The sequence below is a fragment of the Alteromonas sp. Cnat3-28 genome (assembly GCF_022348265.1).
Lineage (GTDB): Bacteria > Pseudomonadota > Gammaproteobacteria > Enterobacterales > Alteromonadaceae > Alteromonas > Alteromonas macleodii.
In genome coordinates, this window is sequence record NZ_JAKREY010000006.1 from 12,658 (window position 1) to 35,636 (window position 22,979).

The window sequence follows — 22,979 nt, forward strand, 5'->3', positions numbered from 1 at the left end:
CCCTTTATTCGTGTATCGTCAATATTTTAGATACGTTGACCACACTGCTATTTTCTATCTGTTAGTGTTAACTAGTTTACTTAACTTTTCTATCTCAACGTGTCACTTAACAGAAATGCCGTTAATGTGCAGTAACTTGAATCGTTAAGTTTTGCCCCAATAATTGCTAACTATCCGCAAGTATTAGATAATTGCGACCAAGCACAAAGTGCGAAAGCACGAGGTTAATGTAGAGGTGGGTATGTCTGTAGAAACGGCGTTGCCAATTGAGTTTTCAGACGCTGCAGCAGCGAAAGTGAAAGCCCTTGTTTCAGAAGAAGAAAATCCTGATTTGAAATTACGTGTATACGTAACAGGTGGTGGTTGTTCTGGCTTCCAATATGGTTTCACGTTCGATGAGAAGGTGAACGAAGGCGATATGACCATTGAAAAAGACAGCGTAACTATGGTTGTCGACCCGATGAGCTTACAATACTTGGTCGGTGGCATTGTCGATTATGTAGATGGTCTGGAAGGTTCACGGTTTTTAGTTCAAAACCCAAATGCCACGACGACTTGTGGCTGTGGTGCAAGCTTTAGCGTTTAAGGGCTTAAGCTATACACTACTATGCTTTTTAAGCGTTGAACATTCAGCTTTGAGCGCTTGATGTTAAACGATAGGCATACATCGCATCATTTTGTATGCCTGTCGGTTGTCTTGTTCTCAACACTTCCTTTTATTTTCAAATTCCGGCTACACTGATTTCATAGAACGACTACGGTTTAGGACAGCGTTTATGAAATTATATGGCTCCACCACTTCTCCCTACGTGCGCCGCATTCGCATCGTACTTGCGTCTACAGAACATGAATTTCTTAATCTTCAAATTTTTTCAGGTGAAGATCGCGAGTTGCTCGCCTCTCGCAACCCTACGCTTAAAGTGCCTTGTCTTGAAGATGACGGCCAAATGATTTTCGACTCTCGCATTATTTATAACTACCTTGCCGATAAGCTTGATCACGAAGGGTTAAGTTGGGAAGAAGAGAATCAACTAACCCTGATTGATGCAGCTAACGACTCCTTTGTTCAGCTTATGCTTCTGAAACGTTCAGACATTGATATTAGCGAAGACAAAATGTATTACCGTCTTCAAAACGAGCGAATTGAAGCTGTGTTAGATGCGCTGTCAAACCAGCTTGATGCGGGTGGATTTAGTGGTTGGACTTATCCCGAAATCTGTTTGTACAGCATGATTGACTGGGTACTTTTCCGTGAGCTACACAGCATGAAGGATTATCCTCAGCTGTTATCGTTTCATGAAAAGCACCATGATCGCATTGAGATAACGGCAACTGACCCTAGAATTTAAGCGTCAGCGTAACTAGCTACAGACAGGCTGTATTTTAGCCTTGAATGGATGACGAGAAGGGCTATTTAAACACTAATAGCCCTTTGCAAAATCAAACTGATAATTAAGCGATTCACCGTTGATGTAACGCAGCGCATTCTCTAAAAACACGTCGGCTACGTCGCTTGGCTGTGATTCCGCTGCAGTGTGAGCGGTTACTGAAATACGAGGGTGCTGCCAAAACGAATGAGCTGGGTCGAGAGGCTCGTCACGAAAGACGTCCAATACTGCATGGGCCAATGCGCCGTTGTCTAAAGCTTGCAAGAGCGCATCGTCGTCAACCGCACTGCCTCGCCCTGCGTTAATAAATACACAGTGGGGTTTCAGCGCACTAAAAAATTCGTGAGAAAGCATGTTTTGCGTAGATGGCGTGTCGGGCATTAAATTCACCACGTGGTCACATGCTCTGGCAAACGCTTCGATAGTGTCGGGTGTATAAACAGCATCGGCACCTTCCACTGCTTGCCCGCTTCGGGTTAAACCCACAACGCTCATACCCAATGCGTGAGCAACGGGGATCAATGCTTGCCCAATACTGCCCAGTCCAGCAATGCCAAGCGTTTGACCATTTAGCGGCATTCGCTTTGATGCTTCCCATATTGGCTGAGCGGCACGCTGGTTTTGCTCAAAAGCCTTTACGTTTCTGGCATGCCCAAGCAAGTAAGCAAAAACATACTCTCTCATGAGTTTACCGAAAATTCCCTTTAGTCCGGTAAGTATGTAGTTCTTCTTGTCGGCATTTAGAAGGGGAGCATTGCCTGCCCAGGTAGACTGACACCAGGTGAGTGCTGAACATGTATCAATAATTCGAGACGCAAGGTCGGGGTCTGCAAGCAGTACCGTAACGGTTTCTGAATTTACATCTTCAGGGCATTGAGCAATTTGTTTAAGCGTTAAAAGCGGGAGACCATCAGCGCCTATGAAGTCGTTATTATCTGCTATTCTTTGGCGAATCGCTTCGGCAATATCATTCGCCTCATCGCTCAAAATAGTCAGTTCAATCCTCTTTGAACTCCTTGCTGTCATTTGCTTAACACTCCTAAAGTAAACTTTTCTTTCCTCTGTCTGACTGCACAATCGTAATGTCAATTGTTCTAAAAATGTGATTTAAGTTTTACATTTTTGTAAACAGTGTTGGTGTCATGTACATGCACCTGAAGTCAATTTGCAACGGAATCGCTATGCAGTCAGAAAACAAATTCCAAAACTCAACAGATGTTGATGTAACGCACGCTAAGGTGCTTTCACCTAAGCGTAACACGACCCAAGCCGAAACAACGCAGGCTTTAGTTGAGGAACAATTATCTCATTTCGGTATAAATGCTGAGAGCGACTACGGTAGGGCACTCGCCAACACCGCTCATCACTTATATGGTGCTCAAGCAAGCGTTATGCAGCTATGGGATATTACGAGTAATACGCTACAAGGACTTGATAAAGAAGACAGACTGGCTTATTTCAACGCTAAAAAGTTTCTGTCTTTTCAAATTGCGAAGATACTGGATACGTTGCAAAACCCATTTCGTGCCACGTACCAAAGTTTGTCGAGTGGCAATGGCTCGCAAGGGCACTATCCACTGTTCGACAATGTCACGGCACTTTTTTCTGCAACACCGGTGGTGGTAAGAACAGCGACTTATGTGTATGCCTGTACTGAATGGGTCGACGACGCGTTTCAAGGCAAAGAATTTACTCACCAAATTTATTCACGTCTGTTGAACCCAACGAATATTTCCCTTGCTAACGCCATTGTGGATATGGAAGCGGGTCCTTACGCTGCCGAATATCTAGCCTGGAACTTCAACTCGGGCATGGCTGCCATTGATGCGTGTTTATCAAATGTTCTTAGTCATGGCGATGTACTGATTGTTTCGAGGAACGTGTACGGCGGAGTGTACCAGCTACTTCATGATTATTTCGCCCGCAGCAACCGAATGGACATACAGATTGCGTGGTTTGACGGTTATGACGCACTGAGCTTTGCAGAGTTCATGCAGCAAACTAAAACTGAACATGCATCACGCTTAAGCAATGGCGCAAAAATGCATGTCTATCTAGAATCGCCTTGCAACCCACACGGCTACGTACTGGACGTGCCTGGGATCTGTGAATTAGCGCATGCACAAGATGCGTTGGTAATGTTGGACTCCACCCTTGCTACACCTGTACTGCACCAGCCACTTCAGCATAAAAACAAAGCTGCGCGACCCGACTATGTCATTCACAGCTACACCAAAGATCTATGTGGCAGTGGCGCAACTACAGCGGGCGTGGTGATTGGTGAAGGACACCGTATGTTCCAGCCAAAAGGCAGTTCAGCAAATGGTGTTGATTGGTTACAGACCATGTTTTGGGATGTGTACTACATCAAAGGTGCGTTCTTAGATTCTGAAAAGGCCTTTGACGTATTAAACGGCATGAAGACCTTAGAGCAGCGCATGATGACCAAGGTCATCAATACGCAGGTGTTTACTGCATTTTTGAATGCCCACGATCAAATTCGCGTTAACTGTCACGCACTGCCTGAACACAGTAATGCCGGTTTGCGTGAAAAGCAGCATACACACGGCTGGCCGTGTACTTTATTCACGGTTGATATGGCGCCGGCAAATTTGCCTCGCGATGTATTTGTGCGGTTCTTCGATGCCCTAGAGCCTGCATTCAGCCACCAAGTGAGTATTGGCCAGAATAATACGATAATTTTATGCCCGGCGCTGACCTCTCACTCTGAGCTCAGCTCAGACGAGCAGAAGAAAGCAGGGATAGAACTGACCACTATGCGTATCGCCATGGGTACCGACAACGTTAAACAGCTCATTGCCCACTTTATGCTAGCCGCCAAACATTTTATCGAGCCTCATGTTCCAGGATTTTGTGAAAAGTTTATGGCAAATGCCGACATCGACAATCTGTATTTGTCGGTAAGTGAAAGAGTAAGTTCACAGCACTTTGGCAGCAAGGCCAGTATGGATTCACTGATGAAAGGTGCATAGGTTCATTTTTTAGCTCAAGAAGTTGCTTTGAGCTGTCGATAAAAAATATTGAGGATGTTCTCCTTCTCCCGGGCCTTTCCTTACGCGGGCTCGGGATTTTTTTATTTATAGCAAAGGTAAATGACGCTAGAGCGCCTAACTTTTGTTATAAGGTAAGATAGACACAGATCTTTAACGTCAAAGAATATCTAAGGCAGTCTTATGCACGAGTTTAAAATTGATGTAACGCTAGATGCATCATTGCCCTTTGTTTTTGCAGCATTTCACGAGCCTGAATATCTTAGTGAGTGGTTTGCACCGGGCGATTGTTCGGTCACACAAATCATGAGTGATTTCAAGGAAGGCGGTCGCTATCGCATAAAGATGATGGATCCCAGCGGTATTGAAATGTCATTAACTGGTGAGTATGTGACTATTTTAGCGAACGAGCAGCTGTCGTTTTCCTGGGCGTGGGAAGATGATATGGAAGAGTCGGTGATGACATCAGTAGACATTCACTTCGAAAAGACCGATGAGGGGAATGTAAGGTTGGTGCTCATTCAGCAGGGCTTTCTCAATAAGCAAGAGTGCGATCAGCACAACTACGCGTGGATGTCGTGTCTAGAAAAACTTGCCGTATTAGCCGCTAAGAAAAAGTCGTTTAACTAAGGGCATATTTAAATAGTGAGAACGCGTTAGCATTACGCATCGTGTTATTTTAAATAACGCTTTTGAAAAGGGCAGAGCGCTAGGCTCTGCCCAAAGACAGTCAGGTCAGCGAAGTCATCGCATCTTTCCCACTCTTCTCGCGGTAGGTTTCAAAATCGTTGTAGCCTTCAACACCACCTCCATACCACGATGATGGATCGTCAAAGGACTCGAGAGGGTAATTATGCTTAAATCGTGTCGGAAGATCTGGATTCGTGATCCAAGGTCTCCCAAACGCAATCATGTCACCATCGCCATCAGATAAACGTTTCTCGGCTTCTTCTTTGGTGTAGCCACAGTTTCCGATTATCATACCGTCGAATAGTGCTCTAAATTCAGCAAGGGTCATGGCTTCGCCTCGTTCATGGAAGCCAAAGGCCAAGCCATCCATTACGTGTAAATAACCTATCTCCAATTTGTTTAGCTGTTGAGCAACAAAGGTAAAGGTTTCACGAAAATCATCGGCCCCCATATCGTTAAACACCCCGTTTGGCGATAATCTCACGCCAACGTGCTCTTTATCCCACACGCTCAATACTGCATCCATCACCTCGGCCAAAAAGCGGTAGCGGTTATCGACACTACCACCATAATTATCGGTGCGCTGATTGCTGCGGCTATCCAAAAATTGATTGATGAGATAGCCATTTGCAGCATGAACTTCCACACCGTCGAATCCGGCTGCCTTGGCGTTAATGGCCGCTTTTTTGTAGTCTTGTACTGTGCGTTTTATATCGTCAAAGGTCATCGCCTTCGGCACTTCGTAGGGCTTCTTGCCTTTAGGCGTGTGAATTTCGTCCCCTTCAATTTTTATTGCTGATGCAGACAGGGGCAAATTTCCATTGTGGAAATCGCTGTGTGATGCGCGTCCAGTATGCCAGAGTTGCAAAACGATTTTTCCCCCTGCCTCGTGCACTCTATTGACCACCGAGCGCCAGCCCTTGACCATTTTGTCGGTATAAATTCCAGGGGTATCAACCCAGCCTATGCCTTCTTCTGAAATGGCCGTTGCTTCAGTAATAATGAGCCCTGCATCTGCGCGTTGTACATAGTGATCGCCCATAATTTTATTGGGTATGCGATCGGCGCCAGCTCTACCTCTCGTCATAGGGGCTAATACCATGCGGTTTTGCAAGGTATTCTCTGCCCAATCAAACGAGCTAAAAAGTACTGAGTCTGTCATTCTTATTCCTTATTCAACGTAGAATAGATTGATGTTGAAGCGCTAAGCGTATTGGTGCTCAAAACGCTATAAGATAGTAGTGAATACAGAGATAGCGAGAAGTTGGATTGGTAGAAAGTTGTCCTTGAAACTAATTAAACTCAACGGCAGGGAATGGCATCGGTTTGAAAAAAAGCGCCCGAGGGCGCTGTTAAGTGTATTGCAGGGAGGATTAGTTAACTATCAAAGCCGCTAGATTTACGTCGAATCTCAGTCCTAGCACAATAGCGTCATCAAGCGCCTTGACTCTGTCGCGCTGTGCGAATTGGTCGGGGTTGATGATGTAGTGAACGTTCGGCTGAATTCTTATGTGGTCGTTGAGCTCATACCCATAACTCAGTTCTAACATAGTCTGACTGCTTGAGGGTGTTCCTACACCGCCGTTGGTGGCTCTTAGTATACGCTGGTCTTCCAACGCTTCGTCACTGTACTGTTGGCGGGTAAATACAAAACCAATGGTATCGTTAGGGCGTGAGGCCAGGGTACCTCGTAGTACAAAACCCGCTTTTATATAGTAGTCTTCAATCAGCTCACCCGATGTACCACCTAGCACTGCACCGAATAGGGTTAACCCTTCTTTCGTTAGCGGGTTAGGGCGGGTAACGGTTTGTTCAAAACGTGCAAATATACCCGAGCGACCGTTTCTAACTGCGTAATCATTACCTGACTGCGCCGCATAGTTGCCTTCATCATCAAAGACTGGGTCGGTGTAGTCTGCGCCATCGTACCAACCGCCAATTTCGTAACGTCTCGGTAATTCGTCATTGTCCCACGTGGTTTGATACCCCAGAGTGAAGGGGACAACAACACCTGTAGCCTCATTAGTTGCCCAATCGAAGCCGTGATCGCCCAAGTCTTGATGACTGGTGTTATCTTCATAGACGCCGGTATGAAAATATGTTTTTGGCGAAAGCCAGTATTTCGCATGGCCACCCCAACTCGAAACCGGCCACCAAGTAAAGTTACTGGTTCTAAATACAAAGGTTGGGTTCCCACAAGCAGCATTGGTTTGAAAATATTGACAAAGTTCAGAGCCTAAAAAGCTGATATTCGCTACTGTGCGGCCACCTTCCAGTTCTAAATCGCCATCTAAAAACGAGGAAGAAATCGTAAACCGTGCAAGACGGGTATTTTGGCCTCCAAAGATTTCTTGTACGGACGTACTGTTCCCAATGTAGTGCTCGGCTAAGTTTTTGCCGTGTCGGTTTGTCATGGCGATATGGATTTTGGTGTCTTTCCAGCCCGCTAGCGTATTTAAATCTAATTCCCCACCTACAAAGAGCTGACCAGCATAGGCACTGCCTCTGCGTTCACCACCGTCAATATTGGTGGCTGACTCACCCGTATAACTTGCTTGAAAGTCAAACGCGTCTTGAAACTTACTTTGTGATGCTGACGCAGTGGCGGCATTAATGGCGGTGCTTGCGAGGAGCGCTGTTTGCAAGCCTGTCTTATATCCAGAAAAGCGACGGGTAATTGTAGGTGTTTTCATCATTATTCTCTCAATTAAAAATGTTTATCAACCGCAGCTTGTTATGAGCGTGTGACAGATGACATCTACGCATTTGTTGCTAACTCCTTGTTGACGCGAGATAAATCAGAGTTAGCTAACGTTACAACGCGTTAACATATGCTTGTTTTGAACGAAATCTAACTAACCCTTGCTATTAAATCAACCTTGTTTATTTATTTCTTTTGCTACATTTGTGTGTTTTTCGTTAATAGTGGGGGAGATGCGATGGCAATATTTCAAGGTGAGTAGAAAGCACTCAGTGAGGCTTGCTATCTTGGTTATGTCGTTGTCTATTAAGAAATTTTCAAAGGAGGTTTTATCCGTTTAATAACAGTCACGCATTTTCTGTTAACGGTCGCCTACATATAAAGTCTAATTTTTAACGCAATTTGAAATAAGTAAATCAAATTGATTTATTGACAGAGGTAAAGAGCAATGCTTAAATTGGTTAACTAATTTTTTACAAGCGAAAGGCCGTTCTTATGAAAAACAACGCCCCTTTGGTTTCCAAAGACACATTGATTCCCTTTGTATTGTTAACGATTTGCTTTGCTGCATGGGGTGTGGCTGCGAACATGACAGACCCTTTGGTAAAGGTATTTAGTAAAATATTTACCATGTCGTCTTTGCAATCGGCATTGGTTCAATTTGCCTATTATGGCGCGTATTTTTGCTTAGCCATTCCTGCTGCTTTTATCAACAAGCGCTTTTCTTATAAAACAGGTGTATTGACCGGACTGGGCTGCGCGGCCGCGGGGGCATTTCTGTTTTATCCAGCCAGTCAAACCATGACTTACGGTTTTTTCCTTGCTGCACTTTTTGTATTGGCTGGTGGATTATCCATTCTGGAAACGTCGGCGAACCCTTACGTCATGGCGATGGGACATCAAAAAAGCGCGACACGCCGTTTAAATCTAGCTCAAGCATTTAATCCCGTTGGTACTAATTTAGGTGTGTTTTTGGCTGCAACGCTTATATTGCCAAACCTGAATCAGGCATCTGCACAAGAGCGTGCCGCCATGTCGGTAAGCGAGCTTAAAAATGTGATAGGAGCTGAGCTTGATGCGGTAATGCTTCCTTATGTAGGTATGGCATGTGTACTCGTTTTGGTTTGGGTTGCAATCTTCCTGATCAAAGCGCCAATTCAAGAATCGGTTGAGTCTAGTGTGGAAGACGTTAAGTTGGGCGCTTCGCTTAAGCGGTTAGTAGCCAACAAGCATTATCGGTTTGGCGTATTAGCTCAGTTTTTTAATGTCGGAGCACAAACGTGCGTGTGGACCTTCACCATCCAATATGCAATGAAAGCGACAAGTGGCAACGAAGTGAGTGGTGGTGAAATTTTACAATACAGCATGATTGTATTTCTAATTTCTCGTTTCGTGATGACGTGGGTTATGCAGTACCTCTATCCAGCTAGACTGCTAATGATCATGTCACTGGTTGCCATGGCGCTATGTATCTTCATGACACAGTCTCCTAATTTAGCAGGCGTAATCGCATTGGTATCTATCTCTGCCTGTTTGTCGCTAATGTTTCCAACGATTTACGGCATTGCGCTTGAAGGTCTGGGGGAAGACACCAAGCTAGGCGCAGCAGGCCTTGTGATGGCGATTCTCGGCGGTGCCATTATGCCGCTCTTCCAAGCCGCCATTATTGATAGCGCAGGTGTTGTTGTATCATATATTGTTCCAGCTATTTGCTTCTTGCTTGTAGGTGGCTATGGCTACTTCGACATGCGCGCCAAAAAGAGCAGTGTTAAATCCCCTTTAGCAACAGGCACTGAAACGCTTAAAGAAATGGAAATGGGAATAGCTAAATAGCTTTTAGATGTAATTTCTAAGGGCCAATAATTATATTATTGGCCCTTTTTTATTTTTTAAGAGCACTAGTTACAAGTACAGGAAATCTCCCATCTCTTAAAAAATCCACTCAATTTATTAACAGCATTTTTTCACTTTATTTTCATCAGTTTAGTGCATGTTGAATATAACTGATTTTTCCCCTTGTATAGCGCAGAACACCTGCTAAAGCATGAACAGCAATCGTATAATTCACCCCTGACAATTTGGGAGTAAAACGTATGCTGGACTATGTGCTCATTGGCATAGCGGTAATGGCATTATTGGGTGTGGTATTTGAAGAAGTGCTACACGTGAATAAAGCCAAAACCACATTATTTTTCGGAACATTCGCATGGATCCTTCTTTTCATAGATGCGAATAGGGGCCCTCACCTAGCAGAGCTCAATGAACACCTCATAGAAAACATAAGCGAAATATCCACCCTCTGGTTATTCCTTGTAGCGGCAATGACTTTCGTTGCTTACCTTAACCGCAAAGGCATGATTGAAAACATGTTAAACATTATCATGCCGCAAAAAATAACCCTCAAAAAACTCATATTCTTTACCGCTATTTTTAGTTTTTGCTTCTCCTCGCTAGCTGACAACATCACAGCGACCTTGGTGTCTATTGCCATGGTTTTATCCTTGGGTTTGCCCTTTAACCAAACCATGCGGTTTGCTGTGCTAGTGGTATTTGCGGTGAACTCTGGGGGCGTGTCGCTAATAACCGGGGATGTCACCACTCTTATGATTTTCTTGGATGAAAAGGTCACTATAACTCAGCTGCTCTTACTTATTATTCCTTCACTCACAGCAGTACTATTTCTAGCGTTACTGTTGAGTATAGGTATGAAGGGGGAGGTTAAAATAAAAAAAACACGCCATGAACTTAGGCCGGTTGATTACGTAATTGCGGGAATATTCCTGTCCACTATTGTACTGACGTTAATTGCCAATGTGCTTTTTGCTATTCCACCTATGCTTTCGTTTTTAGCGGGTATGGCGGTTATGTTTTTAGTGGCAACCTTTATGGGAGAAGAAAAATATGATGATCCTATCTTGGACTATATTCGCCTAATAGAATTCGACACGCTTCTGTTTTTCCTTGGGGTGTTGCTGCTTGTCGGAATGCTCGATCACATTGACGCATTGGGCGCACTTTTACATGTATATAGCGTAATGCCTTCAACAGGAGCCAACTTTGTGATGGGGGTGTTGTCTTCCATGATAGATAATGTGCCATTAACTGCTGCGTTGTTAAAAGCGGACATTGCCATGTCGACAGCTGAGTGGATGGCGTTCACGTATGCAGTAGGCGTTGGGGGCTCGTTACTTATTATTGGCTCATCAGCAGGTATTGTTACCATGAGTAAGGTTAAGGGCCTGACGTTCGCCAAATACGGCAAGTTCGTGTTGCTTCTTCTTGCAGCGTATAGCGTGGGTTACGCGCTGGTATTGGTAATGGCGAATTTGTTTGTTACGGCAAGTTAATTGGTGACGTTGCTTTAATAAACAGAACCAATAAAGCGTTTGAGGGCGATAGCCTGTCGCCCTTACGCTTTTTTATATAATGCACCGAGTACCGTGGCTTTCGAAGCCCCTGTGACTGCAGGCACATTGCCTGGAATATCATTCATATACGCATGTGCAAACCACGCAAATGCTGCGCCTTCAACCTGCTGTGGATGGATGCCTAGAGCATGGCTGTCTGTTACTACATAATCGCTTAAAGCATTGCTCAAGTTATGCATTAATGCTTTATTGAAAGCGCCACCGCCACACACTATCACTTCGCTTTTTGCGCCTTCTCTATTTGTTTTAGGAAAATGCTTCACAATTTCCTGAGCGATAGTGCTACCTGTTAGCGAAAGTAGGGTAGCCTGCACGTCTTTAGGGGCTAAATTATTGTTCTTTTCTTCGCTTTGCAGCTCTGCACTAGAAGGGAAGTAATCGGCAAGCGCATTACTTAACCAATTGATATTGAAATACTCTCTACCAGTACTTTTAGGCGCAGGCAAAGCGAAGTAATCATCCAATAAGAGCCTGTTTAACAGACCTGAGTGACAATGCCCTGACGCAGCCCATGCTCCGTCTTTATCAAAGCTTTTATTTAAATGAAGACTTATCCACTGATCCATCAAGGTGTTACCGGGTCCGGTATCAAACCCTTTAGGTGGCGAAGCATCTTGTTTTGGTGCAAGCAGTGAAACGTTTGCTATGCCGCCAATGTTAACGAGTGCCCGGTGTTTATCATCACTTGCAAATACTGCATTGTGAAAAGCGGGCACTAAGGGTGCACCCTGACCACCAAGGGCAATATCTTTGCGCCTAAAGTCGGCAATAACATCAATGCCGGTAAGAACAGCGATGGTATTAGGATCGCCTATCTGACAGGTGAAGCCGCGTATGGATGATTCTGCAAAGTGTGCTGACAATACATCGGAATTCGGGTGGTGACGTATGGTTTGGCCGTGCGAGCCAATAGCCGTAATGTCCGAGGGACCTAGGTTGTTTTTCTCAAGCAGCGCTAAGGTGGCCTTTGCAAAGGTTTCAGCAACCAGTCTATCAGCGATGGCCAAACTATTAAGTTCATCAGGACCTTCACTACAAAGTGCATTGAGTGCAGTAAGTAATTCGGCAGAATAAGGAATTGAATGGGCGGCGAGGGTGGTGCAAGACGTTTGCGAGATGTCGCACAGGACGGCGTCGACGCCGTCCATGCTAGTACCTGACATCAGGCCAATATATTTTGCCATTTAGTCGTCGCTATTTCATTGCAAGCATAATGCGCTTGTTATTATCTAGCTGCTCTTGGCGTATTGCGGCAATTTCCATAAACCTTTCTTTCTCTTCCTTAGCAATAGGAAGCGCCTTCGGTAGCTCAACCGTACGAGGGTTTCGGTGAACACCATCCACTAAGAACTCATAGTGAAGATGGGCGCCAGTAACCATTCCTGAACTACCTAAATAGCCCACGGTTTGGCCTTGCTTAACCGTATCTCCTACCTTAACTGCACGCTTTTTAAAGTGAAGATATTTGGTCGTGTATTTCTCGCCATGCTGAATGAAAACATGGTGACCGTTATATTTATCGTATCCCGCTTTAATTACTTTACCGTCACCCGCAGCCATAATTGGCGTACCAACCGCAGCAACGTAATCTGTACCGCGGTGCGCTTTCCAACGCTTTTGCACGGGGTGGAAGCGAGCTTTTGTGAAGTTAGAGCTTACATATCTAAAATTCACCGGCGCACGTAAGAAGCTCTTACGCATACTGCGCCCTTCAGGCGTGTAGTATGTGCCATCTTCGTGAAGAATAGCGCTAAAATGCTCGCCTTGGTTAGTAAATTCCGCTGCTACGATGTCGCCGTAACCGACAAATTCACCATCAATGTACTGCTCTTCGAATACTACGTTAAACGTATCGCCAGATCGGATCTCAATAGCGAAGTCGATATCCCAGCCGAAAATACCCGCCAAATTCATAATTTGGTTGCTGGTTAAGCCTGCATCACTGGCGGCGTTCCAAAAGCTTGAGTGAATTTCACCTTGGGCGAAGTTGTAGCGAATGTCTACATCTCGCTTTTCAAGCTCAGCGGTTAAGGCGCTGTTCTCATCCGACGATTCTGGACGTACAAACAGGGTTTCAGTCGAAGACAATTTGTACTTTAGCTCGCCGAAGCTGCCGTCTTTATTCGCTTTAAACGATAGTTCATCGCCGGGCAATAAAGTAACCAGCGTTTTTGTTAGCTCTCCTGCCTGCGTTACGTTATATACGTCACGCGAAGTGAAGCCAGCACGCTTAAATAGCTTTGCTAATGTATCGCCACTGCGCACCTTGTACGTCTGCCATGAAGATTCTTCTTCACCAGAAAATACGTTGGTTGACGGCGCAATATGAAGCTCCACCGGATAGCGGACACCTGCATCCAGAATGTGTGCTTCTTGATGGCGACTGGCTTCTACTGGTTCACTTGGAAAAAGAATAAGCCCACCCAGAAATAAGCTAGCTACTGCTAACCCAGTTCTGTGCTGTTTCGGTAATTTTTTAAATAAATTGAGCGCTTTAGAAGCGTCTAATTTCTTTCTCATACTACTGCCCACCTGAGAAATGTTATGTGCACAACACTATTTCACATACGTTGCTTAAAAATGCAACTTTTCTCATTATATTGTTAGCGCAAATTGTTACACCCAATAGCTCTTATCATGAAGACTATTTCTTGAGTTTACTGAATACAGTCCACGTTAATTCAGTACTCTGATTTCACGTTAAAAGCTGTTGGGTTTAACAACATGACTGTTTGTAATCCGTTTTTTGACGCGCAAACCTTTTAATGGTTCCGTTGTACGCGTAAAATGCCCGCCAATATTGAATATACAGTTTTTTTAAGAGTGTGACGTACAAATGAAAGATTGGCAAACAGCGCTAGCTGAGATTAAACGGGGCGTTGATGAAATACTCCCCGAAGAGGATTTAATTGAAAAACTAAAATCCGGCAAAACCCTTACTATCAAAGCGGGTTTTGATCCAACTGCGCCTGATCTGCATCTTGGTCACACTGTGTTGATCAACAAGTTGCGTACATTCCAGCAACTAGGCCACAAAGTTGTTTTTCTTATTGGCGATTTTACTGGCCTAATTGGCGATCCTACAGGTAAAAATGTAACACGCAAGCCTTTAAGTAAAGAACAGGTATTAGAGAACGCGAAAACGTATCAAGAACAGGTGTTCAAGATCCTTGATGAAGATAAAACGGAAATACGTTTTAACTCAGAGTGGATGGACGACCTTGGTGCGGCGGGCATGATCAAACTTGCTGCAAGTCAGACGGTTGCTCGTATGCTAGAGCGTGATGACTTTAAAAAGCGTTATAACAACGGTCAGCCAATTGCTATTCATGAGTTCCTGTACCCGTTGGTGCAAGGTTGGGACTCGGTAGCGCTTAAATCTGATGTTGAATTAGGTGGTACAGACCAGCGCTTTAACTTACTAATGGGTCGTGAACTTCAAAAAGAACAAGGACTCACTCAACAGTCTATTGTGATGGTACCGCTTCTTGAAGGTCTAGATGGTGTTCAGAAGATGTCTAAGTCTTTGAACAACTACATTGGTATTACAGACGCGCCAAACGACATGTTTGGTAAAGTGATGTCTATTTCTGATGATTTGATGTGGCGTTACTATGACCTTCTAAGCTTCCGACCGCTAGAAGAGATTGCTGAGCTTAAAACTCGCGTTGCTAACGGTGAAAACCCACGTGATATTAAAATCATGCTGGCGAAAGAAATTATTGCACGCTTCCATGACGACGCAGCGGCAGAAGGCGCGCATCAGGACTTTATTCAACGTTTCCAGAAGAACGCTATTCCTGACGACATGCCCGAGCTTGAAATTGCATTAAGCGATGAAGGTATTGCCATTGGTAATTTGTTGAAAGAAGCTAACCTTGTAGGTTCGACTTCAGATGCTATGCGCATGATTAAGCAAGGCGCAGTTAAAATTAACGGCGATAAAGTGGAAGACACCCGCTTAGTAATCACCGAAAAAGGTGAAAATGTGTATCAGGTGGGTAAACGCAAGTTTGCGCGTATTACGCTAGCCTAATGTTTTTCTGATAGTTTTTGAAAGCCCGCTTAGTTAAGCGGGCTTTTTTTTGCCTGAAATATAAGTACTAGAGGAAAGTAGGGCGATTATTTTTTTAGAAGGCCCTAACTACTCATACAAAGTTAAGCATCAAGCCAAATTTAAAAGTGGGGATATTGGCTTTAACGTTTATAAGTAATTGTCGCTAATGTTTTTTTTGTTTTTCTTACTTTTTTTTGAAAAAGTTTGTCAGGTTTTTGCAATCGCTATCGTCTATAGGGGAAAAATTAATCAATAAACCCAACTGTACGATAAGCAGTTAACGCGTAGCAGGCTGGGATGAAAAAACAGTGAAACTCAATACTAACGCTTACGCAATGCAAAGGATAAAAACATGACAACGGTAACTTCAACTCGTGCAACATACCATCAAGCTAACAAGAGCCTTCCTGCGAAGGAAGCGTTCACATGGCTGAAAGAGGGGTGGCAGCTTTTTATAAAAGCACCTTTCAAATTATTGGGACTTTCTTTTGTTACTTTATTTGCCGCGGGGCTCATTCAAGCGCTAGCAGGGCCAATTGGCTTAGGCATATCGAAATGGGTAGGTCCGCTTCTGGCTACCGTAATGTGGTTGGCCATTGCCAACTTAGCAGAGAACAACAAGCTGAGATTGTCGGGCGGTACCCTGCGCTCATGGACAAATGTCGCTTTGTGGAGTTTGACCGGGCCAGTGATCGCGTGGATCCAATTTCAAATTGGCGCTATGTTAATGGGCGCAGATGCAGTGGCGGCGTTAGCAAATGGTGTTGTAGTAGATGTACCCGCTTGGAAGGTCGGGCTAATGATGGGCTCGGCAACACCAATAAATTTACTGCTTTTATTTGTACCTATGTTGCTTATTTTAAAACATCGCTCAATCCCAGCATCTTTTACAAATAGTATTGCTGCAGTAGTGGGCGCTTATAAGTCGATGTTGATAATAGGTGCCCTGATTTTCTTAACAGTTGCACTTGCGCCCTATACTTTCGCATTGTCGGGATTAGTGTTTGGCCCTATTGTTTCATGTATGTGCTTTGTTGCTTACCAGCGCTTATTTCGCTAATCAGCTAGGAAGCGTAATTCAACTGCTCACTTAAAGCGTGGAATTAAAAAATAATAAAAATGGAAATGCAGTGAAAGAAACCATTCAAATAGAAAAACTGCTTAGTGAATACGCGCCGCTCATGGCGCGTATTGCGACAACATTTGAGGCTAATAAATCACTTCAAGATGAGCTAATACAAGAAATGTCACTGGCGGTTTGGCGCGCTTTTGAAGGTGCCTCAAAAGACAGTGATAGTGGCTTTCGTGGTGAGGCAAGTGTGAAAACGTTTGTTGCTAAAGTTGCGCATAACAAGGCGGTTGATCACGTGATTAAAGAGCAGCGGCGTCAAGAGTTTAACCATGACGGCGAATTTGATTCTTCTCACACAACCAGCGCCAGCTCATCTCGGGATGCCACGTTACAAGAAAATGCGATGGATCTCATGACAGGCTTACGTCAGCTAGAAATAAAGTACAGACAGGTACTGGCATTGCTTTTAGAAGGTTTCAGTCAGCTGGAAATAGCCAATATGTTAGGTATCAAAGAGAGTGCCGTTGCTAAGCGAGTAAGCCGCGCCCGCCAACAGCTAACGCAGATAATGGAGCAACAGCCTTGAGCGATCATAAAGAAGCCTTGAGCGATAACAAAAAAGCCTTGAGCGAAGAAAAATTAAGTATGGCCGAGAACAGCACGCAAATGAACGAATTAGATAAGCAACTCGCTCAGTGGCAAAGTGCCTACAAGGATGCAACCCCTTCAGTAGATACAGATTCACTGGTTAAAGAAACCAAGAGCGCAAGATTTAAACTTAAACTAAAAGGTGCCGTTGATTTGGTGCTCGGGCTAGCGGTTTCTGTGTGGTGTTTAACTTTGGTGTTGTTCGAGCCACTTAGCACGTATCAATTTTTGCTTTTCATGGTACTTACACCTATTCCCGCCGCTTTCGGGGCATGGGGATATTGGGTAAGGCAAAAGCAGTGGAAGGTCCAGGCGTTAGACGTTCAGTCAATGTTGGCGTTTAAACAAAACCAATTAAAACAACAATTACATTACTGGAAAATCAGCCTCTATGGATGCTTAGCTTTGTGGTGTGGATTGCTGGCACTCGCCGTCTTTAATGTACTGATGTTTAATGCCTTCACGCTGTGGGGGACACAGCTTTTGATAAACAGTGTGGTCGTTTTTATTGTATACCGCCGGTACAAAAAGTTAGCCTCCGACTTGCCGTCGGCGCTAAAGAAAATAGACGATATGAAATAGCTGAAACTAATAGTCTTATAATTCCAGCATTGGTACGAAGCCCCCGTAAATAAGGCGTTTACCGTCGAAAGGCATGGGGTTTTCGTTTTCCTGCATTCTAGGATCTTCCATCACCTTTTTCCATGCAGTATCTCGTACTTCTTTTGAAGGCCAAAATGCAATGGAAAACACCACGGTTTCATTTTCTTTGGCTTTAACAGCCATCGGGAAAGACGTGACTTCCCCTTCAGGGACATCGTCACCCCAAGCTTCAAGTATTTTAGTCGCACCATACTCTTTAAAAATATCGCCGGCGAGTTTGGCGTGCTCAATGTATAACGCTTTATTTTCAGTGGGAACGGCTACAGCAAAGGCATCGATATATGACATGAGGTGACTCCGTCAAAGAATAGATACCTAAAATAGCCTAATTTATAGACAGCATGCAATGCTTAACATTAAGGTGAATCGTAATTTATAACTATTACTAGCGTTCTGCTATTTTCGCCCATTGGTACAAGCCATGCAGTGCTAGCCTTCTTGCTTTTGCAAAGGGGTAGGTTTTCAAAGGAGAACGATAAAGGGGAAGCGATAAATCGACGTCATTGTTACCCATCATACGTTGAGCGAGTCGCTGCCCTGCAAACGCGGCAAAAGATACGCCCGAACCGCAATACCCCATGGCGTAACCGATATTACCGCTAGAGCGGTTAGAATTGTTGCCGCTAACCTCATTGTCGATAAATATCCGCGGCATACTGTCTAACGATACACTTACCCAACCACTCCAAAAATAATCCATGGCGATACCACTAAGTGAAGGGAAACTTTTTACCATAGCGCGGTATAGTCGCTGTTTCTCTGACGCGTTATCTGCATCTTTACCTTTTACGGCACCACGACCGCCGAATAATAATCTGCCATCTGGCAAAACACGGTAGTAGTATTTCATCATCCGTGTATCCATAAAGCTCATTGGCGTGGTTAGGCCAGACTTTGCGCGCTGTTCGCTACTCAATGGCGCAGTGACAAAAATGCTCGATTGAACAGGAAATTGCTTATTGTCTACGCTGTCATGAAAGCGCTTAGGGGTATAAGCATTAGTAGCAATGAGTATGTGTTTGGCCGAAACTGACCCGCTGGGTGTTGCGACAACATATCCGGTCTTGTGCTTTTCAATGCGAATGGCTGGCGAGTCGTAAAAAAGCGTTGCTCCAAGCTCCTTTGCTACTCTTGCATATTCGCTTACTAATTTTAGTGGGTGTAAGCATGCACCCTTTAGCTCAACGCCACCATACGCCCCTTCAATACCAAAGCGCGCAATAAGGTCTTTTTCACTAAGTGGAGAGCTCGGCACATTGAAGTGTGACTCAAGATGCTTAGCACTGGCACAGAGTAGTTCGGCTTGCTTTGGGTTATGCGCCAGTTTTAAATAGGGCCCTTCTACCAAATCGACCTGCATATCAAAGTCTGCAATACGTTGTTTAAGCAGGTGTACCGCGCCATCAAACTCGTCCTGCATAGCTTTGGCGATGTCACGACCCCACTTGTCCTCTATGGCGCTTAAGCTTAATCGGCCGCTACCAGATAGAATAAAGCCTCCGTTGCGGCCCGCACAGCCAAATCCCGGTGAATTCGCATCAAGTAGCGTGACTTCTTGTTTCGCTTGAGCAAGTGTGATGGCAGCTGAAAGACCGGTATAACCACCACCAATGACGAGGTACTCAGTGTTTACCTTCTTGTTTAAAGGCGGCAGTGTTGGTGGTTTGTGTGTGGCATGCCAGTAGCTGTTTGCCGCGGGTAACATTGATGAAACGCCGCGTGAAATAAGAGGATCGTAGGTCATAGAATAAAAACGTTTTTACCTTTGGCGTACTTATGGGGCTTGAAATTGAAGTAGCATTTCCGCACCTTCACACTCGCAATAACCCTCGCATACAGGGCAATCGTAGCCTTCGTGAATAGATGCGTAGCGCCATTTATTGGGGTGCTTCTTTATAAGCTGCCCCCCATTTTTAGTGAAGTACTTAAATGCGCTGTTGCCAGGGCTTGCCAACCAAATATGTGCTAAACCCGCTTCTGCGCCTTGAATTTGCGCACATTCAATCGATTTACTTAATAGTCTGCTGCCAATTCCACAGCCCTGCATTGCGGGGTCTACCGTATTACATTTGAAATAACATACGGTATTTGGATCTACTGGCCAAAGGGAAGGGCTGCACCACTCATCTGCTTCCCATTGTGTATGCGCAAAGGTTAGCCTGAAACCAACAACCTTTTTTTTGTATAGGGCTACCCAGCTAGCATTAGTATTGCCAACAAAGCTCTTTGCATAGTAATCAGCAAGTAGCTCGTTGGTTAGGTAGTTATCTCCGTGCACGTGATTACCAAGAGCAATCACCCCTGCAAAAAACTCAGGCGCTAGAGACTCGTAGCTGATATCACTTTGAATTATGTGGCTCAAATGATTTGTGGGCTTCATACTTTTTCTTTACGCGGGGCGTTTTTCATCCCGTCAAGGTGCACATCCAAGGCTTCAACTGATATCAATATTTCTCTTACCGACATCCATAGTGAATATAGAAGTGATACTAAACTTGCAGCAAACACCCAGTTTCCTACCTGTTGATAGGTGAGGTATATCGCTAGCATGGATACTACACAAAGAAAAAAACTACCCACACCTGCTATTTGCATTCGCTTAATAAGTTGAATACGTAATCGAAGGTTTTTTATTTGTGCTTGAGTATTATCATCTCTCTCTTCTTTTGAAAAGTTTCGGATAATAGTTGCAAGCGTTAAAAAGCGATTGGTATAGGCTAGAAGCAATAAAGAAATCGCCGGAAATAACATGGCCGGAGTAGCAATATCTATTTTCATGGGTGTTTCATACAATCGTCGAGTAAAAAGAGTGTATCACAGGGGCTCAGTTACACACAGTAATCAGCCAAGAGGTTGAACTTACAACATCTTTAGTGCAAAAGACTAATACGAAGGAGAAGGCGGAATATTGAGTCTACATTCGGTCAACTGTCATGCCAGCGGCACTCCAGCCTAACATATCGCCTTCTAAATGCATGACTTCAGAAAAATCGAGTTCTTCCAATACTTTCATTGCCAGTTTGGCTCTTCTGCCTGAACGACAATAAATGATAATAGGCTTGTTTTTGTGGCCTTCTAATTCGCTAAGGTAGTCATTGATATTTTCATGGGGCATATTTACTGCGCCAGGAATGTGACCATCGGCGAATTCTTGCGGAGAGCGAACATCAATAAGGAGCCAGTCGTTGTTTGCAACTCGCTCGATAAGGTATGGTGATGCGGCAACAGAGGCTTGCGCGGTCGCTTTCGCTGTGCACTGAAGCGACACAAACAATGCAACACTGATAACAACTAGAAAACCCGCAACAACAATCCGCATGAATAAAAACTCTTACCTTTTTATAGAAGATTAGAACCTGCTCTTATTCTGTTACACAAAGGCGCTTAAATTGAGCCAAGTCGGTGTGTATCAATTGAAAACAGCCCAGCAGGTCTAGACTTAAGTATAACGCTTATGCGCTTTCTTTAATACCTTTACAGAGTACTTTTAGTTCATTTATTAATCGCAATGAAAACCGACTGGTGACGTCTGGATCCACAACAATTAAGGGGGCTTTGAGGAAAGAGCGATGATCACGCCAGAATACCTCAAGTTCTGAATGCGTACTTTTAGATGCCGCAATGAGTGCATGAGGTTGGCGAGTAAGTACATCTTTTAATGCGACTTGAGGATAGTCTACAGGACTGTCTGCAAATAATGTTTGAGCACCACACACATTCAGCAGTTGGTTACCCCACGCGTTGGGACCGATGGTCATAAGTGGAGCAGTCCACGAATAATAAAATACTGGTATAAGCGAGGATTTGTCGTATTTACTTCGAAGTTCGGCTAGTTCGTTGAGAAAATCATTGGAGAGCTGGGTCGCCTGCTTTTGCGTATTTGTAAGTGCCCCAAGCCTTTTAATTTCGCTGGCTATATCAGTGATATTTTCGACCTTACTGCTAAATACGTTTAGACCCATCGAGGAAAGCTTATGGATATCTTGCGGCTTATTGCCTCCATCCCATGCAAGAATTAAATCAGGTTCTAACGCCACAATGGTAGCGATATCGGCACCTTGAAAATCCGCCACCCGCTTAATATTTTTCGCGGCGTCAGGATAGTCGCTATAGTCGCTTACACCTACAAGGTTAGGGCCTAAGCCCAAACTAAATGCCCATTCGGTAAGGTGGGGCGCAAGGCTGACTATCTTTAGCTCGACGGAATTTGATAAGGCGCTTGATTCCGAGCTTGGTGCAACATCGGCAGAAGCAAATTGATCTGAATGAGCTAGGTGCTTTGTCTCGGCATCTGATTCTGAGTTAGCAAATGTGAGAAGAGGTAAATAGCTTAAAATTACAAAAAAAATGGTTTTCATCATAACTGCTGTTTTCATTAGGCTACGGCCATTGCCAGCATAGCTAACGATGCGAAGGCGCTAACCGCAATCATGGCATGAGTAACCGTATTTTTGGCTGTCAACATGTGAGAGTACTTTACCTCGTTAGCGCCTCCCACGCGGGTGTATCGAATCTTCTTGTTGGCATAAATTGCTGGGCCGCCGAGTTTAATATCAAGCACACCGCCCATAAGCGCAAGCAGTAGCGACGTTTTATCTTTCACTGGGGAGCGCTTTATGGCGCGAAACCCTTTAATAGGATGGCTGACCAGTAGTGTTGCTAGACCACCAATGACCGCGGGCGGCATATTAAGTAAGTAAACAAGATTGCGTACGGGTTTGGCAAAGAAAGTCATTGCAGGGGTTCGGTAATGCCACTGCCAAGATGTGAGCAAAAGCAATCGATAAATGAGTGCGCCTATGGGGCCTGCCACTACAAAGTAGAAAATAACGCCGCAATAAAGATAAAGAAACTTCAGCCATAGCGATTCTATCGCGGCTTTGGCAATTCCTATATCGGAAAGTGAATCGCATTGACGTGCAGTAATGGTTTGCGCCATTTCACGTGCGAGGGATTTTTTATTTCTTCCCACACTCGCCAGCACTTTTTTGTACTGTTGACGCTGGTAACCGTAATCGAGCAGTGCGACAAGAATAATCGCCTCAAAGAATACGGGGTATTGGGCCATGTACACCAAGATGGCAACACATACTACCAATGGCGCAAGAAGAACTAGGGCGGCTAATGAGCCTGAAATATAGTGCTGAGACCTACCGTATTCGCGAGAGGGCACCACTTTGCGCCCCATTTGCTGAACGAGGTAGCGCATGAGCGTTAATGGATGAGTACTATGGGGCCAGCGCCATAATGCGTCAACGGCGATAGCCAGCCAAAGTACGAATAGCGACTGGTATTGCGGGTCGCTAATTACCTCTGTCATC

At 44.5% G+C, this 22,979-nt stretch carries 22 protein-coding genes; 10 read left to right on the forward strand and 12 right to left on the reverse strand.

Annotated elements, in window-relative coordinates; translation table 11 throughout:
- Positions 1–241 precede the first annotated feature (241 nt).
- Complete coding sequence (gene erpA, locus MHM87_RS07800; protein WP_014950570.1) at positions 242–586, forward strand: iron-sulfur cluster insertion protein ErpA; 345 nt, start codon at positions 242–244, stop codon at positions 584–586.
- Between the two features lie 190 nt (positions 587–776).
- A complete protein-coding gene (locus MHM87_RS07805; RefSeq protein WP_239258450.1) occupies positions 777–1,349 on the forward strand; it encodes a glutathione S-transferase family protein in 573 nt (190 codons plus the stop codon).
- A 72-nt stretch (positions 1,350–1,421) separates the two neighbouring features.
- Here the strand turns inward: MHM87_RS07805 and MHM87_RS07810 are convergent, their stop codons facing one another.
- Complete coding sequence (locus MHM87_RS07810) at positions 1,422–2,414, reverse strand: D-2-hydroxyacid dehydrogenase (protein WP_239258454.1); 993 nt, start codon at positions 2,412–2,414, stop codon at positions 1,422–1,424.
- 155 nt (positions 2,415–2,569) lie between these two features.
- Between MHM87_RS07810 and MHM87_RS07815 the strand changes: the two genes are divergently transcribed.
- Both MHM87_RS07815 and MHM87_RS07820 read left to right on the forward strand, forming a co-directional pair.
- Positions 2,570–4,381: a PLP-dependent transferase gene (locus MHM87_RS07815; RefSeq protein WP_239258457.1), complete on the forward strand. Its 1,812-nt coding sequence runs from the start codon at positions 2,570–2,572 to the stop codon at positions 4,379–4,381.
- Between the two features lie 201 nt (positions 4,382–4,582).
- Positions 4,583–5,029, forward strand: a complete 447-nt coding sequence (locus MHM87_RS07820) for an SRPBCC domain-containing protein (protein ID WP_239245303.1) — start codon at positions 4,583–4,585, stop codon at positions 5,027–5,029.
- A gap of 100 nt (positions 5,030–5,129) precedes the next feature.
- On the opposite strand, the gene MHM87_RS07825 is transcribed toward MHM87_RS07820, so the two are convergent.
- Both MHM87_RS07825 and MHM87_RS07830 read right to left on the reverse strand, forming a co-directional pair.
- On the reverse strand, positions 5,130–6,251 hold the full coding sequence (locus MHM87_RS07825; protein ID WP_239258459.1) for an alkene reductase: 1,122 nt from the start codon (positions 6,249–6,251) through the stop codon (positions 5,130–5,132).
- A 211-nt stretch (positions 6,252–6,462) separates the two neighbouring features.
- On the reverse strand, positions 6,463–7,782 hold the full coding sequence (locus tag MHM87_RS07830; RefSeq protein ID WP_239258462.1) for a carbohydrate porin: 1,320 nt from the start codon (positions 7,780–7,782) through the stop codon (positions 6,463–6,465).
- 503 nt (positions 7,783–8,285) lie between these two features.
- Between MHM87_RS07830 and fucP the strand changes: the two genes are divergently transcribed.
- Together fucP and MHM87_RS07840 are read left to right on the forward strand one after the other, a co-directional pair.
- Positions 8,286–9,623 (forward strand): L-fucose:H+ symporter permease, encoded by a 1,338-nt coding sequence (fucP, locus tag MHM87_RS07835; RefSeq protein WP_239258465.1) that lies wholly within the window; start codon positions 8,286–8,288, stop codon positions 9,621–9,623.
- A 260-nt stretch (positions 9,624–9,883) separates the two neighbouring features.
- The gene (locus MHM87_RS07840; protein WP_239258467.1) at positions 9,884–11,137 is read left to right on the forward strand and encodes an SLC13 family permease; all 1,254 of its coding nucleotides are present in this window, start codon (positions 9,884–9,886) and stop codon (positions 11,135–11,137) included.
- A gap of 62 nt (positions 11,138–11,199) precedes the next feature.
- Here MHM87_RS07840 and MHM87_RS07845 read toward each other — a convergent pair whose 3' ends face one another.
- A complete protein-coding gene (locus MHM87_RS07845; protein WP_239258469.1) occupies positions 11,200–12,402 on the reverse strand; it encodes an anhydro-N-acetylmuramic acid kinase in 1,203 nt (400 codons plus the stop codon).
- Positions 12,403–12,412: 10 nt separating this feature from the next.
- Positions 12,413–13,738, reverse strand: coding sequence for a peptidoglycan DD-metalloendopeptidase family protein (locus MHM87_RS07850; protein ID WP_014950560.1), 1,326 nt, complete (start codon positions 13,736–13,738; stop codon positions 12,413–12,415).
- A gap of 316 nt (positions 13,739–14,054) precedes the next feature.
- On the opposite strand from MHM87_RS07850, the gene tyrS reads away from it, so the two are divergent.
- From tyrS to MHM87_RS07870, 4 genes are all read left to right on the forward strand, one after another.
- Positions 14,055–15,254, forward strand: a complete 1,200-nt coding sequence (gene tyrS / locus MHM87_RS07855) for a tyrosine--tRNA ligase (protein WP_014999392.1) — start codon at positions 14,055–14,057, stop codon at positions 15,252–15,254.
- 373 nt (positions 15,255–15,627) lie between these two features.
- On the forward strand, positions 15,628–16,335 hold the full coding sequence (locus tag MHM87_RS07860) for a hypothetical protein (protein WP_239258471.1): 708 nt from the start codon (positions 15,628–15,630) through the stop codon (positions 16,333–16,335).
- 70 nt (positions 16,336–16,405) lie between these two features.
- The gene (locus MHM87_RS07865) at positions 16,406–16,933 is read left to right on the forward strand and encodes an RNA polymerase sigma factor (protein WP_239258473.1); all 528 of its coding nucleotides are present in this window, start codon (positions 16,406–16,408) and stop codon (positions 16,931–16,933) included.
- Positions 16,930–17,577, forward strand: a complete 648-nt coding sequence (locus MHM87_RS07870) for a hypothetical protein (RefSeq protein ID WP_239258475.1) — start codon at positions 16,930–16,932, stop codon at positions 17,575–17,577. Before MHM87_RS07865 ends, MHM87_RS07870 begins: the two co-directional genes overlap by 4 nt.
- Positions 17,578–17,592: 15 nt before the next feature.
- On the opposite strand, the gene MHM87_RS07875 is transcribed toward MHM87_RS07870, so the two are convergent.
- From MHM87_RS07875 to MHM87_RS07905, 7 genes are all read right to left on the reverse strand, one after another.
- Positions 17,593–17,946, reverse strand: coding sequence for a DUF1428 domain-containing protein (locus tag MHM87_RS07875; RefSeq protein WP_014950555.1), 354 nt, complete (start codon positions 17,944–17,946; stop codon positions 17,593–17,595).
- Positions 17,947–18,043: 97 nt separating this feature from the next.
- The gene (locus tag MHM87_RS07880; RefSeq protein WP_239258477.1) at positions 18,044–19,402 is read right to left on the reverse strand and encodes an FAD-dependent oxidoreductase; all 1,359 of its coding nucleotides are present in this window, start codon (positions 19,400–19,402) and stop codon (positions 18,044–18,046) included.
- Positions 19,403–19,432: 30 nt separating this feature from the next.
- The gene (locus MHM87_RS07885; RefSeq protein ID WP_039226178.1) at positions 19,433–20,038 is read right to left on the reverse strand and encodes a GNAT family N-acetyltransferase; all 606 of its coding nucleotides are present in this window, start codon (positions 20,036–20,038) and stop codon (positions 19,433–19,435) included.
- On the reverse strand, positions 20,035–20,436 hold the full coding sequence (locus MHM87_RS07890; protein ID WP_061486467.1) for a DUF2721 domain-containing protein: 402 nt from the start codon (positions 20,434–20,436) through the stop codon (positions 20,035–20,037). The genes MHM87_RS07885 and MHM87_RS07890 overlap by 4 nt, the downstream gene beginning before the upstream one ends.
- A gap of 136 nt (positions 20,437–20,572) precedes the next feature.
- Complete coding sequence (locus MHM87_RS07895) at positions 20,573–20,977, reverse strand: rhodanese-like domain-containing protein (RefSeq protein ID WP_014950551.1); 405 nt, start codon at positions 20,975–20,977, stop codon at positions 20,573–20,575.
- Between the two features lie 133 nt (positions 20,978–21,110).
- Complete coding sequence (locus MHM87_RS07900; protein WP_170826515.1) at positions 21,111–22,034, reverse strand: cobalamin-binding protein; 924 nt, start codon at positions 22,032–22,034, stop codon at positions 21,111–21,113.
- Positions 22,034–22,978: a cobalamin biosynthesis protein gene (locus MHM87_RS07905; RefSeq protein ID WP_239258479.1), complete on the reverse strand. Its 945-nt coding sequence runs from the start codon at positions 22,976–22,978 to the stop codon at positions 22,034–22,036. The genes MHM87_RS07900 and MHM87_RS07905 overlap by 1 nt, the downstream gene beginning before the upstream one ends.
- Between the last annotated feature and the right edge of the window lies 1 nt (position 22,979).

Excerpts from the sequence above, each read along its gene's own strand:
- MHM87_RS07895 (WP_014950551.1), bottom strand. The coding sequence starts at position 20,977 with ATGCGGATTGTTGTTGCGGGTTTTCTAGTTGTTATCAGTGTTGCATTG.
- MHM87_RS07850 (WP_014950560.1), bottom strand. The coding sequence starts at position 13,738 with ATGAGAAAGAAATTAGACGCTTCTAAAGCGCTCAATTTATTTAAAAAA.
- MHM87_RS07815 (WP_239258457.1), top strand. The coding sequence starts at position 2,570 with ATGCAGTCAGAAAACAAATTCCAAAACTCAACAGATGTTGATGTAACG.
- tyrS (WP_014999392.1), top strand. The coding sequence starts at position 14,055 with ATGAAAGATTGGCAAACAGCGCTAGCTGAGATTAAACGGGGCGTTGAT.
- MHM87_RS07880 (WP_239258477.1), bottom strand. The coding sequence starts at position 19,402 with ATGACCTACGATCCTCTTATTTCACGCGGCGTTTCATCAATGTTACCC.
- fucP (WP_239258465.1), top strand. The coding sequence starts at position 8,286 with ATGAAAAACAACGCCCCTTTGGTTTCCAAAGACACATTGATTCCCTTT.
- MHM87_RS07860 (WP_239258471.1), top strand. The coding sequence starts at position 15,628 with ATGACAACGGTAACTTCAACTCGTGCAACATACCATCAAGCTAACAAG.
- MHM87_RS07905 (WP_239258479.1), bottom strand. The coding sequence starts at position 22,978 with ATGACAGAGGTAATTAGCGACCCGCAATACCAGTCGCTATTCGTACTT.
- MHM87_RS07830 (WP_239258462.1), bottom strand. The coding sequence starts at position 7,782 with ATGAAAACACCTACAATTACCCGTCGCTTTTCTGGATATAAGACAGGC.
- MHM87_RS07845 (WP_239258469.1), bottom strand. The coding sequence starts at position 12,402 with ATGGCAAAATATATTGGCCTGATGTCAGGTACTAGCATGGACGGCGTC.
- erpA (WP_014950570.1), top strand. The coding sequence starts at position 242 with ATGTCTGTAGAAACGGCGTTGCCAATTGAGTTTTCAGACGCTGCAGCA.
- MHM87_RS07885 (WP_039226178.1), bottom strand. The coding sequence starts at position 20,038 with ATGAAGCCCACAAATCATTTGAGCCACATAATTCAAAGTGATATCAGC.
- MHM87_RS07810 (WP_239258454.1), bottom strand. The coding sequence starts at position 2,414 with ATGACAGCAAGGAGTTCAAAGAGGATTGAACTGACTATTTTGAGCGAT.
- MHM87_RS07820 (WP_239245303.1), top strand. The coding sequence starts at position 4,583 with ATGCACGAGTTTAAAATTGATGTAACGCTAGATGCATCATTGCCCTTT.
- MHM87_RS07900 (WP_170826515.1), bottom strand. The coding sequence starts at position 22,034 with ATGAAAACAGCAGTTATGATGAAAACCATTTTTTTTGTAATTTTAAGC.
- MHM87_RS07875 (WP_014950555.1), bottom strand. The coding sequence starts at position 17,946 with ATGTCATATATCGATGCCTTTGCTGTAGCCGTTCCCACTGAAAATAAA.
- MHM87_RS07840 (WP_239258467.1), top strand. The coding sequence starts at position 9,884 with ATGCTGGACTATGTGCTCATTGGCATAGCGGTAATGGCATTATTGGGT.
- MHM87_RS07805 (WP_239258450.1), top strand. The coding sequence starts at position 777 with ATGAAATTATATGGCTCCACCACTTCTCCCTACGTGCGCCGCATTCGC.
- MHM87_RS07890 (WP_061486467.1), bottom strand. The coding sequence starts at position 20,436 with ATGAAAATAGATATTGCTACTCCGGCCATGTTATTTCCGGCGATTTCT.
- MHM87_RS07825 (WP_239258459.1), bottom strand. The coding sequence starts at position 6,251 with ATGACAGACTCAGTACTTTTTAGCTCGTTTGATTGGGCAGAGAATACC.